The sequence below is a fragment of the Mycobacterium sp. genome, from assembly GCF_035314665.1.
In the GTDB taxonomy this organism is placed as follows: Bacteria; Actinomycetota; Actinomycetes; order Mycobacteriales; family Mycobacteriaceae; genus Mycobacterium.
This window is the reverse complement of sequence record NZ_DATFZD010000254.1, coordinates 1-14,681: the sequence shown is the minus strand read 5'-3', so window position 1 is coordinate 14,681 and position 14,681 is coordinate 1. Positions and strand designations below refer to the sequence as shown.

Sequence of the window (14,681 nt, the reverse complement as noted above, 5' to 3'; positions counted from 1 at the left end):
GCCCACGTTCGGAAGAGGCCTACGCCCGCAACGGGTCACTAGAACGTGCCGATCTCGACGGGAGCAATCGCGTCACGATCGTGCCGCGCGGGACCTTCACGACCGGCAAACAGCTCGCCGCCGACTTCGAGGCCGGCGTGCTGTACTGGTGCGATCGCGAGGGCATGCAGGTGCTGTCGTGCAACCTTGACGGTAGTGAGCTGAGTCCACTGGTGGTGCCGGCGGTTGGTGACGAGGCCGCGCAGGCGGCCAGCAACCACTGTGTCGGCATCGCCGTGGATCTGGATCGGCGCCTGCTGTACTGGACGCAGAAGGGTGCACCAAAAGCGGGTGAGGGCAGGATCTTTCGTGCATCCCTCGATCTCCGGCCGGGCACCAGCGCCCAGCACCGCGACGACATCGAGCTGCTGTGGAAGGACCTGCCCGAGCCCATCGATCTCCACCTATTCGGCGGTGCGACGCTGGTGTGGACCGACCGGGGAGCCGAACCGGAGGGCAACACGCTCAACCGCGCGATGGTGCAGCCGGGCGTCGGCACACCCGAGATCCTCTCTCGCGGATACCATGAGGCGATCGGCGTCGCCGCCGTCTCCGAGTACGAGTTCTACGTCGGCGATCTCGGCGGCAGCATCCGCCACGTCAACCTCGACACGGGCCTTGACACCGAACTGGCGCACCTCGGCCCGGGCCTCACCGGCGTCGCGCTTGCCGACCTCTGAGCCAGCGGAAGTGCTTGATTCACAGCGGATCTGACGGCGAACGGCACTCGATGCAGCCGGTGCCACTCAATATGATTATGGGCCGACGGCCAAGGCGCTAGGCAGGTGAAGATGAGCGGGTGGAGCGACCTCTGGCACAACGTGACCCCCGGACAAGGCACACTCCTCGGCGGCGCATTTGTCCTGTTTGCGGGAATCATCGCGTTCAGCACCGGTTCGCTCGACCGCAGATCCGAGCAGAAGCGCTTCCACTACGAGGAGATGAAAACGCTCTACGCTCAAGCATTGAGAATAGGCAGGGACTTGGAGGTCCTCAAGGCGCTTCCTCCAGACGATCGCGATCCGATACTCACCGAAAAAGTCGACGCCATGCAACACGTGATTAGCGAGCTGGCGCTCACGGGTAGCTACCAAACTGCCGATCTCGCCATCGCCTACATGTACCAACAGTCTGTTCAATTAGCCGGGTGGTCAAGAGAAGTCGAAAGTGATGTCGGCTGGCCAGAGCAGTTTCAGAAGTGGGTCGAAAGTTTGACCGAAGAAGAACGCGACGGATTGAAGAAGTACGCGGACGTGAATATCAATCGTCGAGATGTGGTACAGGCGGTACGCCAGGAGTTGAGGTTGTATGTGCCGATGTGGTCACGGCATCGACGGGTCCTGCGGGAAACAATCGAAGCCAAGCGATTTGCTCTGAACTGACATAGTGCGCGACTAGACCGACATTCCGCAAAATGTCACCGCGCTGCTAATGGAATTCCGGGCCGCCGGCCATGCCGGCCTCGACGCCTACGCGGATGCACTACACCAGGTGGTCGACCGGTTTGAGCTCGTCGAGCCCGTTGCCTCCGCGACCAATACGTTCATCCGCGACGCCAAGACGATCAACATATGTACTGCAAGGCACGCGCAGCGTTCGTCACCACCGTCGGCAAGGACCTGCCCCCGCGGCACGACACGGATCACCGAGGACTTCGCCGTGCCGCCCGAACGGCTGGTCGACGCGCGCGCCGACCTGCTCGCACGCCCCGTTCTCATGCTGCCGCCAGCAATGTTCTGTTCCCGGAAATTTAAATCGCCGCTAAGCGGGCCGTGTCGCGTTAGTCGGCGGTGCGCGGCGACAACACCACGGTCAGGGTGGTGACGCCCTGCGCGGGATGCACCGTGACGCCACCGATGTCGGCGGAGCCGGATGGCCCCGACAACAGCACCGCGTAGGCGGCCAGCTCGAAGGCGTGGTGCCGATAGGCCATGTGGATGGTCTCCACGATGTCGCCGGGATCCAGCAGTACGACCAGATGCTGGGCCAGCACCGCAGCGGTGGTGACCGCAAGCTCGTTTTCGGTGAGCAGGATGGAACCGGTTTCGGCGACGCCCAGCGGTGTGCGCACGACCGTGACGTCGAGGTCGGCGGGTGCGGCCCAGTCAGAGAACCCTGACGGGTCGACGGTCCCGCTCACCTCGTTGGTTGCCGAACAGATCCTGTCGGCGTCCGGGAAAGCCCTCGCTAGCCAGGACTGGATCCCGGAAGGCGGCGCGGTGACCACCTTGCCGTCGAGTCGCCCGAGAGCAGCGGTGAAAAGTTCAACGAGATGATGTGTCCCACAGACGAAATCGGGAACGCGTGGTAGCTCCACTGCGGCAGGCAGGCGGTCGCGCACCGCGGTCAGAATGTCCTCACGCGCCGACATGGCCGGCCTCCTCCGATCCCGTGCTGTCCGCGGCGGAAGTCGCGGCGCCGTCGCGCCCGCGGGTGCGCGCGTACCACTGATGAAAGGTTTCCTTCGGCGGCTCGGGTACGTCGCGGTGGCGTCCCCAGGCGTTGAGCTGGCTGTAGAGCGCGAAGTGCGGCAACACCTTCAGCGCAAGCGCACCGCCCTCGGTCGCGGCGCGATAGGCACTCGGTCGGCTCAGCAGCTTGCCGGCAACCTTCATCGCGGCCTTCTTCACGGTGGAGAACTGGCCGTGGTCGTCCATCAGCGACCGCCATTCGTAGATCTGCTCATGGATGTTGATCTGCACCGGGCAAACGTTGGAGCAGCTGCCGTTGATCGTGGAGGCAAACGGCAGCTCACCGTAGCGGCGGATGTCGGCGGCCGGCATCGTGATGATGCCGATCGGGCCCATGTAGGTGCCCCCGTAGCTCAGCCCGCCGCTGCGCCGGTAGACCGGGCAGGTGTTCATGCACGCCCCGCAGCGGATGCACTTGAGCGAGGGCCGGAACCGCTCGTCGGCCAGCCGCGCCGAGCGACCGTTGTCCACCAGCACGATATGCATCTCGCCGCGCTCGCGGGGTTTGGCGAAGTGTGAGGTGTATTGAGTGATGCGCTCGCCGGTGGCGCTGCGGGTGAGCAGCCGGACGAACACGCCCAGTTCGGCTGGACCGGGAATGATTTTCTCGATGCCCACCGAGCAGATCCGCAGCTTGGGGATGTTGGCGGACAGCTCCGCATTGCCCTCATTGGTCACAGTCACGATCGCCCCGGTCTGCGCGAGCGCGAAGTTCGCGCCGGTCATGCCGGCGTCGGCCGACAGGAACAGCGGTCGGGTGTGCTCGCGCATGACCCCGGCGAGATACACGGGGTCGGCGTTGCTCGGGTCGGAGCCGTACACCCGGTGAAACAGCTCGGCCACCTGCTCGGGAGTCTTCTGGAACGCCGGCCCGACGATATGAGTCGGGGGCTGGTCGTCGAGCTGCTGGATACGTTCGCCCAGATCGGTTTCGGTGACCTGGATGCCGCGGCGCTCCAAAAACGGTCGCATCTCGCATTCCTCGGTGAGCATCGATTTCGACTTCACCAAGTGCTTCGCCCCGCGCGAGTTAAGGATGTCGTAAACGATCTGGTTGTGCTCATGGGCATCACGCGCCCAGTGCACTGTCGCGCCGTTGCGCACCGCGCTGGCCTCGAACATTTCCAGGTAATGCGCCAGGTGGGACAACGTGTGCTCTTTGATCTGCGACGCCAGGGTGCGCAGTTCTTCCCACTCGGGCACCTCGCGCGCCGCGGCGTCGCGGCGCACCCGCAGACCCCAGATCAGCGTGTCGAACGCACGCACGTGGGCCTCGTCCTCGAGGAACTCAAGGGCATTGCGGGCCTGATCGACCGGTTTCATTGCGCGTCTCCGTTCAAGATCTCGGCCAGGTGCACGAACTGGAAGTCCTCGCCATCGCGGCTCGCGCAGCCTTGCAGATGCATCAGGCACGACATGTCGGCCGATACGATGTAGCGGGCGCCGCTGGCGGCCATGTACTGCAGCTTGTCGTTACCCATCGCCGCCGAGACCGCTTCCTCGGTCACCGCGAAGGTGCCCCCGAAACCGCAACATTCGTCATGGCGGTCGAAATCGGCGATCGTTAGACCGTCGACCTTCTCCAACAGGCTGCGCGGTTTGGAAAACCACGGGTCGTTTGGCCGTTCACTCATCGCCTGCTCGCCAAGACCGCGGATGGCCGAGCAGCTCACGTGCAGCGCGACCGTGTGCGGAAAGTGGGCCCACGGAAATTCCTCGACTTTGAGGACATCGCAAAGGAATTCGGGCAGATCCCACACATGGGAACTGACGTGCCGGCGCTCAGGAGTGTCGTCGGCCGCGGTGAACTTGTGCCGGATATGGTGCACGCAGCTCCCCGACGAGGCCACGATGTAGTCGTACTCGGCGAAATTGCGCACAAAGAGCTCCTCGGTGGCCTTGGCCTCCCTATGCGCTCCGCTGTTGGCCATCGGCTGTCCGCAGCACGTCTGATCGAACGGGTAATCGACCTCCACGCCGAGTCGCTCCAGCAATCCCAGAGTGGACTTACCGACTTGGGGATAAAACATGTCGATGTAGCACGGAACCATCAATCCCACACGCATGGCTGCTGTTCCTTGGCAAATCGCTCGAAACGTTTCGGTTGACTCATCAATTCAGCATGCTATGGAGAAGTCATCCGCGCTACCGGCTAAGCGCTGCTACCGCTAGCGTCAATGTGGCTATTGGGTGCTAGCGGGTAATAGCCATCCAGCGCCGAGGCCAGCCGAGAGGGCGGGTTGCGGTGAATGGCTACGAATACGCCTAAGTAAGCGGCCCGGTGTAGTGAATCCCGTCGGCGCAACACCTTCTGCATCGCGATGCCATCTCGACATGCATCCGTCGGAGGACTGCGTTAGGTAACACTACGCTGATAGAGCAACGCCATCGTGCGACGGCGGCGTTAGAACGGCCTGCGTTAGTTGTTGCACCAGAACGGGTTTCACGAGCCGACACGTGGTGGCGACTGGCTGAAATTGGCGCTCTGGGGGCGGTCGGCAACTGGCCAATTGAAGGTGGCCGGAACCATGAACGGACGTCAGCATGGAGGACATTTCGACCATCGGCGGCGATGCTGACGTTATGGAAACCACTGCACCACCGGAACGACACCCCGAACCGCTAGCGGTCGGCGGGAGTTTTGGGGGTCGCGGTGCGGGTCGAATCGGTGTCACCGGCTCTGAGGGGTCACTTTCGATCATCGATCCCATCGATATGACGGCGAAAACCGTTGTTGTGCAGCGCGGTACCGCTGCTGCCGCCAGCCCAGACGGCGATACAACCAGGAAAGGCAGGTAGCGGCAATGTTAACCGCGCTCCTAGAGATAATCGTGTTGATCGCTGTCGGTTGGGCGGTGCACGACGGTCAGGCTGCACTCGAGCGGCACGCGCAGCAGAAGCACTGCAATGACTAGCACTCCAAGCCCACTGCTGGAACGCTTCATCCGCAACTACGGCGCCGTCGGCGTCCGTACGGGACATCCCCAAAGCGTGACAGCAGGCACGACGAGGAGTAGTTATGTCGGTATTGCTCGATACGCGTCCCAACCGCAGTGAAGTGAGGTCTTTTACCGCTGGGGCCAATCCGACACCCGGCCCGCTGCCGTCTTTGTAGTAGTCAAAACCGTTGACCGCTAGTCTTTCGTGCAACGTATCCGGTGGTTTTCAACCAAACCCCATGTATTCGTCGCCCTGGCGATCACTCAACTGGCTCCTTATTCAGCGACGCAAACCTGATCCGTCGCCTAGGCATGGAGTGCGTTGGGCTAAGGCATGCTTTCGGAAAGTGCAGCCGCGGAAGCGACTTCCGGTCCAAGGAAGCCGTTGCATTCGGGCGCGGCGGACACCCAACTGTGCTGCATGAACCCCGGACCGTCGGTTTCCGTAACGCGGTGGGGGATTGAACCGTTGTGAATCGGCACCATTGCTGGGTGCAGACCAGTAAGCACAGATTCCGGCTCGCGGGGGACATCACTAGGCGCCAGCCGGGACGACACGGATTGATTACAGCGGAACCCTTGAGGCGCAAGCCTTAAGGAGGAAATCCATGTCATTCGTGACCACACAGCCGGAGATGTTGACAGAAGCAGCGGCCAACTTGCAGGGTATCGGCTCGGCGATCAGCAACCAGAATGCAGCCGCGGCCGCCTCGACCACCGGGGTGGTTCCCGCGGCTGCCGATGAGGTGTCGGCGCTGACAGCGGCGCAGTTCGCCCTGCACGCGCAGGTGTATCAGGCGGTCAGCGCCCAGGCCGCGGCGATCCATCAGATGTTTGCGACCACCCTGGGCACCAGCGCCGGTTCGTATGCGGCCACCGAGGCCGCCAACGCGATCGCGGCCAGCTGAAGCAGCGGTGTAGCTATGGATTTCGGGATCTTGCCGCCGGAGGTCAACTCCGGGCGAATGTATGCCGGTCCCGGGTCGGGGTCGATGCTGGCCGCCGCCGCGGGCTGGGACGGGTTGGCTGCCGAACTGTACTCCGCGGCGACGGACTATGGATCGGTAATCGCGGGGCTGACCAGCGGGCCGTGGCTGGGCCCCGCGTCGGCGTCGATGGCGGCCGCCGCCGCATCCCACGTGGCGTGGCTGATGAGCACCGCGGCCCAGGCCGAGCAGGCCGGCACCCAGGCCAAGGCCGCGGCGGCCGCGCATGCGACGGCATTCGCGATGACAGTTCCGCCGCCGGTGATCGTGGCCAACCGCGCTCTGCTGATGGTGCTGGTCGCGACGAACATCCTCGGTCAGAACACCCCGGCGATCGCGGCCACTGAGGCGCACTACGGCGAAATGTGGGCCCAGGACGCCGTCGCCATGTATGGCTATGCCGCTTCCTCGGCGAGCGCCTCGACGTTGACGCCGTTCACCCCCCAGCAGCTGACCACCAACCCGGGCGGGCTCGCCGGACAGGCGGTAGCGGTCGGCCAGGCTGTCGGCACGTCGGCCGGACACGTGCAGGCGATCATGTCGACCGGCCAGCTGATGTCCGCCGCGCCACAAGCGCTCCAAGGACTCGCATCGCCGCTCGCGTCCACAGCACAAACAGGGCTGGGAGCGATCGAGAGCGCGACATCGAACGCCACACTTCCTTCGATTACCGACATCGCCACGGCGATTTCCGGCATCGCCACGGCGGTGGCGACGACGCTCGGCTTCGGTGCAGACGGGGGCATCATCGGCAGTACTTGGGGCTCTGGTGCTATGGGTGTAGGCGCCTCCTCGGCAGCCTCCGCGGCTGCGCCTGCGGCTGCCGCCCTGCCGGGTGCGCTAGCACTGTCATCGGCATCGGGACCGCTAGGCGGGCCGGCGCTTTCGGCGGGTATGGGCCAGGCCTCCACGGTCGGTGGGTTATCGGTGCCGCCGAGCTGGGCCACGACGGCCCCTGAGATACGCCTGGCCGCCGCGACGTTGCCGAGCACCAGCCTCAGTGCCGTACCGGCGAGTGGCCTATTCGGTCCGATGCCGCTATTCGGGGGTGCGCCGCTCATGGCCATGGGCGGCCGCGGCACGGTTGGCTCCCGACACCGGCCGGTTAACGGGAGAGGAAAAGGGAAAGGCGACAACTTCGATCAACCTCTAACGCAGGCATCAGTGCTTCCATCACATTGGACAATTTAAGTTAAGGAGCTATCCAGTGACTACACATTTCGTGACCGATCCGGATCAAATGCGTTCAATGGCAGGCCGATTCGATGTGCACGCCCAAACGGTGGAGGACGAGGCCCGCACGATGTGGGTGTCCTCGCAAAACATTGCCGGTGCCGGCTGGAGCGGGACCGCGCAAGCGACGTCGTATGACACCATGGGCCAGATGAATCAGGCGTTCCGCAACATCGTGAACATGCTGCACGGGGTGCGCGACGGGCTGATACGTGACGCCAACAACTACGAGCAGCAAGAAGCGGCCTCTCAGCAGATCCTCAGCAGCTAGCCCTAACTGGCCGCTGCACAAGCATTCACACGTTAGGAAAACATCGAAGATGACGATCAATTACCAGTTCGGCGACGTCGACGCCCACGGTGCCATGATTCGGGCGCAGGCGGTAGCGCTGGAGGCCGAGCACCAGTCCATCATCCGCGATGTTCTTGCAGCCGGCGACTTTTGGGGTGGCGCTGGCTCGACGGCGTGTCAGCAGTTCATCACCGAGTTGGGCCGCAACTTCCAGGTGATCTATGAGCAGGCCAACGCTCATGGCGCCAAGGTGCAGACCGCCGGCAGCAACATGGCCGACACCGACAGTGCCGTCGGCTCCAGCTGGGCTTAACACCCGCCAAGCGTTGCGGCACATCACCATTCGCGGTGTGCCGCGCCTGCTGGCCGGGTATATAGATTCGGGTTGGCGCTAACGACACACGTGTTTGAACGCGGCATCCCTTTAGGTAGCGCGGATATGACAACGCTTAACGAGTCGAAAAGGTTGCGCCCAACGTCGACTCAGTGCGATGGCATCGCGATGCGTATGACGCTGCCGAGGACTGGTTCAACGAGATCCGTTAGTAAGCAAGGCTTTCGACGGTTTGGCGAGATAACGGGTTGAAACCCACGAAATGGAAAGCTAGGACAGGACTCATGTCGGTTGACCACAGCGCCCTGGGCGGGCGCCTTCCGCTTTACGACCGCGAATCACTGGATCCAGCACAGAAAGAGCTCTTCGACTGGCTCATGAACGCGGCGGTCCCGTGGGCGGCGGATGCGGATTTCCAAGCCTGCACCGAGACAGGCCGACTCATTGGACCCTTCAATGCGGCCCTGCTGACCCCGGCCATCTCGTCGGCCTTCATCGAGCTTGCGGTCGCCGAGCAGAAAGACACGTCCCTGGGCAAACGTAGCAGGGAGGTCATCATTTTGACCGTCGGGGCGGTCTGGCAGGCCCCCTATGAGCTCTACGCGCATTGCGCCGTTGGCCGGCATGTCGGTCTATCCGACGACGCGGTGCGAACACTGGCCGACGGTGGGCTGCCAAAGGATCTCACGGACGCAGAGACGGTAGCCCACCGGGTCGCCCGTGCACTTTCGCTTGAGCGTCATCTCGACGAGGCGCTCTACCGCGAGGCAGAAGCGTTGCTCGGGCCCGACGGCGTCATGGAAACCGTCGTACTCACCGGCATCTATCACACGGTGTGCGCGATCCTCAACGCGTTCGAGATACCCGCGCCGTCCTGAAAGCTTGAGGCTTCTTCCAAAGCCATGGTCCGGCGGAATTATCGCGATTGCGCGCGAATAGGTGTTAGGTAAGAGGCGGGTTTCGGCCGTGTGTGAGGTAGTCGAAGATGGGCGAAGGCGCGGTTTTGCCTGATCGGGATCTACCCGTTCGGGCCGAGATAGTGCATGAGAACGAACGCATACGCGTGACGCGGGTTTTCTCATCTGGGCGCACGGTCATCCTTAAGGAGCCGCTGGGACCGGACGCCGCACGCCGGCTGCAGCATGAGGTGGCTATCCTTGAGCGGCTGCGCGGGGTGGTGGGCGTGGCGCAGGTGTTGGATGAGCCGCGCTACTCCGGGTCGATCACGCTGGCCGACGCCGGCCACGCGAGCCTGGCGCAGCCGGTCAGGCCTCTCGAGATCGACGAGCTGATCGGCTTGGCGGCGGGGTTGGCCAAAGCGGTGGCGGGCATGCATGGCCGTGGCGTGCTGCACCGCGACATCTGCCCGGCAAACATGCTGATTTCGTCCGGCGGAGCGCTCACCCTGGTGAGTTTCGGCTTGGCGACGTCGCTGGCCGAGATCCGTCCCGCGTTCACCCACCACAGCCAAATTGTCGGCACACTGGCGTATTTGGCGCCCGAGCAGACCGGGCGTACCGGGCGGCCGGTGGATCAGCGCGCTGACTTGTATGCGTTGGGCGCAACACTCTACGAGTGGGCCACCGGTGAGCCGCCGTTCGGCTCGCAGGACCCATTGCGGCTTACGCATGATCATTTGGCGCGGGTGCCCGTACCGCCGGACGAGATCAATGCGGCAGTACCGGAGATGCTGTCGGCGATCATCATGCATCTGTTGGAAAAGGAACCCGACGACCGCTACCAGTCGGCCGACGGCCTGGTCTATGACTTGCAGCAGTTGCGCGAACACGGTGTCTCGACGGCGGCTGCGCCGCCGGTCGGCGGGCGAGATTTTCCCGCGCGGCTGCTGCCACCCTCGCGGCTGATCGGGCGCGATGACGAGGTGGTGGCACTGAGTGCGGCGTTTGATGATGCGCTGACGGGTGGATGCCGCGGCGTGCTGGTCGGTGGGGAAGCCGGGGTAGGGAAAACGGCGTTGGTGGATCAGCTGCGTGCGGTGGTGACCGGTAACGATGGCTGGTTTGTGGCCGGCAAGTTCGACCAGTACCGGCGGGACCTGGAGTTCGACGGCATTTTTCAGGCGCTTCGCGCCTTGGGTCGGCTGTTGCTGGCCGAGCCCGACGATGAGCTGGTCGAGCTCCGGGAACGCATCGTGACGGCACTGGGGGCGAACGCGGGCGTGGCCGCTGCGGCGGTGCCGGAGTTCGCGGCGCTGCTGGGCGTGCCCGCGGAGGCGGGCGATCCGCTGACCGCCCAAGTGCGGGTGCAGCACAGCGCGGTGGACACGCTGCGGGCTGTGGCTTCGCGGAAACGGCCGGTGGTGGTGTTCGTCGACGACCTGCAATGGGCGGGACCCGCCTCCGTCGGCGTCATCGACCTAGCTTTAAGCGAACAAGTCGAGGGCCTGCTGCTGGTGGGTGCCTACCGCGACGAGGTGGACCCGACGCATCCGCTGGCGCCGTCACTGTCGCGGTGGCGGCAACAGCCCGGCGTGACCCACCTGCATCTGGTGAACTTGGCCAGGCCGAGCGTGGCGGCCTTGGTCGCCGAAACCCTGCGTGTCGACCAGGCTGCTGCCGGCGCGTTGGCCGAGCTCATCGAGCCGCATACGCGCGGTAACCCCTACGAGACGGTGGAGTTGCTCAACGCGCTGCGTCACGAGGGCATCCTGGCCCCGACCTCGACCGGGTGGCGTTGGGACGGGGCCGACGTGCGCTCTCTTTTGGCCCGCTCCGAGTTGGCCGAAATTCCGATGGCACGTTTGGCGGCCCTGCCGACGTCGTCGCGGGAAATGCTGGAGGTGATGGCTTGTCTGGGCGGGCGAGCCGAGCTGAGCGTGCTGACGGCCGCGACCGCCGAGTCGCTCGACGTGGTGGAACAGCTCTTAGCACCCGCCCTCGAACAGGGCGTTTTGGTAGCCGAGACTGGGGCCAATGACGCGGTTAGGTTCCATCACGACCGCATCCGCGAAGCCATCCTGGCCGAGGTTGGTCCCGAGCGGCGGCGCAGCGTGCAACTGGAACTCGCGCGGCGGTTGGCGGCCAAACCTCAGCTCTTCGCCGTCGCCGCCGAGCAGTACCTGCCGGTGGTTGAGGCGGTCGCCGACGCCGCGGAGCGGTCTCAGGTGGTCGCGCTGCTGCGGCGCGCCGCCGAGCAGGCCACGCTGATCGGCGAGTACAGCCAGGTCCAAACGCTCCTGTCCGGTGCACTGCGGGTTGCGAACCCGGGCGATACCGCCACGCTGATCGAGCTGCACACCGGGCGCCTCACCGCCCTGTTCTGTCTGGGTCGGCTGGAGGAGGCCGACGAGGACTACCGCATCCTCGAACGGCTGAGCACCACTGTGCTGCAGCGGGTGGACGCGACCTGCGTGCAGGTGCGCAGCCTGACCAATCGAAAGCTTTACACCGAGGCGATCGAGCTTGCCGTGGACGCGCTGCGCGAGCTGGGCTGGACCGTCCCGGCCCCTGACCAGCTCCCGGAGATGCTCGAGCGCTACTTCGAGTATCTGTACCGGTGGCTGGATCACACCGATGAGACCGATGATCTGGCCCGGCCCGAAATCACCGATGCGACCCTACTCGCCGTGACTTGTCTGTTCAGCGCGGTCTTCCCGACCGCGACCTTCGCCGGCGACACCTTCCTACAGGCGTGGCTGAGCCTGGAGGCGCTGCAGATTTGGCTCGACCACGGCACCGCCCGTGGAATTGTCGGGCCCGCAAGCTATTCGGCAGCCACCGCGATCGCGCTGCGCGACGACTACGGCGCCGCACACCGGGCGTCGCGTCGGATCATGACCGTTGCAGCAGCCCGCGGCTATGAGCCCGAGACCTCATTGGCGCGGTTCGTGTCGTCTTACTTCAGTTGCTGGTTCGAGTCGCTGGAAAGCAGCGTCCAACAAGCAAAGCGGGCCCGCGACGGTCTGATCAAAGGCGGCGACCTGGCCACCGCCGGCTATACCGTGGCCCACACCTACGGGGGGCGGCTGGATTTCGTGCCCACGCTCGATGTCTACGTCGCCGAGGCGGAGAAGGCATTGGCCTTCGTGCGGCGGGTCGGCATCGAACCGATGGGGCAGTGGGTGGAGGCCTACCGGGGGTTGGCAGATGCGCTGCGCGGCGAAACCGCCGTCGCATCAACTGGGTTGGTGCCGATCGACCGGGACGCCGACGACCCAGCAGTGCCCTTCTATGGATACCTCAGCCACGCGATCGCCGCCGCCATCTTCGACGATCCGGCGACCCTGAGACGACACACCGCCGCGGCGATGCAGGCGCTGCCTTTTGCCCTCGGCAACTACGTGACCGCGGTGGCCCGTCTGCTTCGCGGACTGGCCCTGGCCGCCGACGCCCGAGGCGCTGCAGCTGATGAACGACCCGGACTGCTGTCCGAGGTGGACGATCTGATCGGGTGGCTGAGCGCTCGCGCCGAAGAAGCGCCCATGAATTTCCTGCACCTGCTACGCCTGCTGGAGGCCGAGCGGGCCTGGGCCGCCGGTGATGTCGGGGCGGCTGCGCTGGCCTTCGAGGCGGCCCGCGATGAAGTGGCCGGCCGGCAGCGCCCGTGGCATCGGGCGCTGATCACCGAGCGCGCGGCGCGCTTCACCCTGGCACGTGGCTTAACACACGCCGGCTTTGACCTTCTCGCCCAGGCCCGCCAGGAATACCTGGCCTGGGGCGCAACGGCCAAAGTCGCCCAGCTTGACTCGGCGTATCCGGTACTGCGGCCGCCTGCCGACGCGCCGGGCGAATCCGGCGACCGAGCTGCAGCTCTGCGCCGGCAGGCTTCGATACTCACCACCGGAACCATCGACCTGCTCGGGATCGTTTCCGCGTCGCAGGCGCTGAGCTCCGAAACGACCATCGACGGGCTGCACGCCCGCGTCGTCGACGTGCTCGCCGCGATGACCGGCGCCACCGCAGTCCAGCTGATGCTGTGGAGCGAGGACCGCCAGGACTGGTTGCTGCCCGCACCAGCGGGCGACACCGTAGCCCTCAGCGGCAGCGGTCACGCTCGTGCCGTGCCGATGTCGGTGCTCCGCTACGTCGAGCGGATGCATGAAGCGCTGGTCGCCGCCGACGCCACCACTGATGACCGCTTCGCCCGCGACCCCTATTACGCCGACATCGACCGCTGCTCGCTGCTGGCGCTGCCGATCCTCAGCCGCGGCCGGCTGCGCGCGGTGGTGCTCCTGGAGAATCGCCTGATCCGCGGGGCGTTCACCGACGAGCGCCTCGACGCCGTGAAGCTGATCGCGGGCCAGCTCGCCGTCTCGCTCGACAACGCCCAACTTTATTCCCAGCTCGCCGCGTCACGTGCGCGGATCGTGGCCGCCGCCGACCACACCCGCCGTCAGATCGAACGAGACCTACACGACGGCGCCCAACAGCAGCTCGTGTCGCTGGCGATGCATCTTCGGATGGCGCAGTCCGACGTGCCGCCAGAGGCGGGCCAGCTTCGGGCGCAGCTTGACCGCGCCATTGCGCAGGCCACCAAGGCGATCGAGGAGCTGCGCGAGATTTCGCGCGGCATACACCCAGCGATCCTGACAAAAGGTGGCCTCGCCCCGGCGTTGCGCGCACTGACCAGCCGCTCGCCGATCCCAGTCCAGCTCGACGTGCGCGTCAACGGGCGGCTGCCCGATCATGTCGAGGTCAGCGCTTACTACATCGTCGCGGAGGCACTGACCAACGCGGCCAAGCACGCACGCGCCTCGGCCGTCACGGTGACCGTCGAAGCCGACGTCGCGGTCCTGCGGGCCGACATCTGTGACAACGGCGTCGGAGGGGCCGACTTCGCGGGTGGCACCGGCCTGCTCGGCCTCAAAGACCGCGTGGAGGCGCTTGGCGGCCACATCGATGTGCACAGCCCGCGCGGAGCCGGGACCAGCCTGCGCGTCGAGCTGCCGCTCGCCACCGCGAGTACCGGCTCCTGCGACTAGCCGACGGCCGAACTAGCGACTACGAGGAAAGGTCAGCACCGCACCGCAGGCAGCGTCAAACGGCCGGGATCACATTGTGATTTGCTGCACGTGGGATGGTGATGTCAAGCGCTGTCCCGCCTCCGGGAGGACTGGCGAACTGTATCCGGCCGCCGAGTACCTCGATACGGTCTTTGAGTCCGATGAGCCCGGAGCCCTTACGCGAATCGGCCCCGCCGACCCCGTCGTCCGAGATGAAAAGGTTGAGGCTTTCGTCGGTGGCGTGTGCCCGCACCTTAACCTGGGAGGCGTGAGCGTGCTTGGCGGCGTTGGTGAGCGCCTCGGCGACCACGTAGTAGGCGGCGACCTCAACGGAGTCGGGCAACCGTTGCTCGATCGCGACGTCGAGGTTGACGGGCACCGGTGAGCGGCGCGCCAGCGTCTTGAACGCCGCCCGCAGCCCACCT

At 65.2% G+C, this 14,681-nt stretch carries 12 protein-coding genes; 8 read left to right on the top strand and 4 right to left on the bottom strand.

The genetic code is table 11. From position 1 onward, the window contains the following. Nucleotides 1-719, top strand: a 719-nt coding sequence (locus tag VKI00_RS18290) for a hypothetical protein (RefSeq protein WP_324439831.1), incomplete at its 5' end; no start/stop codon positions are given. A gap of 105 nt (nt 720-824) precedes the next feature. After that, on the top strand, nt 825-1,421 hold the full coding sequence (locus VKI00_RS18285) for a hypothetical protein (protein WP_324439829.1): 597 nt from the start codon (nt 825-827) through the stop codon (nt 1,419-1,421). A gap of 398 nt (nt 1,422-1,819) precedes the next feature. Here the strand turns inward: VKI00_RS18285 and VKI00_RS18280 are convergent, their stop codons facing one another. Genes VKI00_RS18280 through VKI00_RS18270 form a run of 3 tightly spaced genes read right to left on the bottom strand, consistent with a single transcriptional unit; the run spans nt 1,820 to nt 4,576 of the window. Further along, nucleotides 1,820-2,410, bottom strand: coding sequence for a LutC/YkgG family protein (locus tag VKI00_RS18280; RefSeq protein ID WP_324439827.1), 591 nt, complete (start codon nt 2,408-2,410; stop codon nt 1,820-1,822). Further along, nucleotides 2,397-3,833, bottom strand: a complete 1,437-nt coding sequence (locus VKI00_RS18275; protein ID WP_324439825.1) for a lactate utilization protein B — start codon at nt 3,831-3,833, stop codon at nt 2,397-2,399. Before VKI00_RS18275 ends, VKI00_RS18280 begins: the two co-directional genes overlap by 14 nt. Next, complete coding sequence (locus VKI00_RS18270; protein ID WP_324439823.1) at nt 3,830-4,576, bottom strand: (Fe-S)-binding protein; 747 nt, start codon at nt 4,574-4,576, stop codon at nt 3,830-3,832. Before VKI00_RS18270 ends, VKI00_RS18275 begins: the two co-directional genes overlap by 4 nt. 1,481 nt (nt 4,577-6,057) lie before the next feature. Here VKI00_RS18270 and VKI00_RS18265 point away from each other — a divergent pair. The 6 genes from VKI00_RS18265 to VKI00_RS18240 all read left to right on the top strand — a co-directional run bounded on the left by VKI00_RS18265 (nt 6,058) and on the right by VKI00_RS18240 (nt 14,235). Then, the gene (locus VKI00_RS18265; RefSeq protein ID WP_324439821.1) at nt 6,058-6,357 is read left to right on the top strand and encodes a PE family protein; all 300 of its coding nucleotides are present in this window, start codon (nt 6,058-6,060) and stop codon (nt 6,355-6,357) included. Nucleotides 6,358-6,372: 15 nt separating this feature from the next. Then, a complete protein-coding gene (locus VKI00_RS18260; RefSeq protein ID WP_324439819.1) occupies nt 6,373-7,626 on the top strand; it encodes a PPE family protein in 1,254 nt (417 codons plus the stop codon). A 16-nt stretch (nt 7,627-7,642) separates the two neighbouring features. Further along, nucleotides 7,643-7,939 carry a WXG100 family type VII secretion target gene (locus tag VKI00_RS18255; protein ID WP_324439817.1) on the top strand — a complete coding sequence of 99 codons (297 nt, stop codon included), beginning with the start codon at nt 7,643-7,645 and terminating at the stop codon, nt 7,937-7,939. Between the two features lie 49 nt (nt 7,940-7,988). Next, the gene (locus tag VKI00_RS18250; RefSeq protein ID WP_324439815.1) at nt 7,989-8,273 is read left to right on the top strand and encodes a WXG100 family type VII secretion target; all 285 of its coding nucleotides are present in this window, start codon (nt 7,989-7,991) and stop codon (nt 8,271-8,273) included. A gap of 305 nt (nt 8,274-8,578) precedes the next feature. Next, nucleotides 8,579-9,172: a carboxymuconolactone decarboxylase family protein gene (locus tag VKI00_RS18245; RefSeq protein ID WP_324439813.1), complete on the top strand. Its 594-nt coding sequence runs from the start codon at nt 8,579-8,581 to the stop codon at nt 9,170-9,172. Nucleotides 9,173-9,357: 185 nt separating this feature from the next. Then, entirely contained in the window at nt 9,358-14,235 is a 4,878-nt protein-coding gene (locus VKI00_RS18240) for an AAA family ATPase (protein WP_324439811.1), read from the top strand. 55 nt (nt 14,236-14,290) lie between these two features. Here the strand turns inward: VKI00_RS18240 and VKI00_RS18235 are convergent. Continuing rightward, nucleotides 14,291-14,681 (bottom strand): sensor histidine kinase (locus VKI00_RS18235; RefSeq protein ID WP_324439809.1); only part of this gene is annotated, 391 nt, incomplete at its 5' end.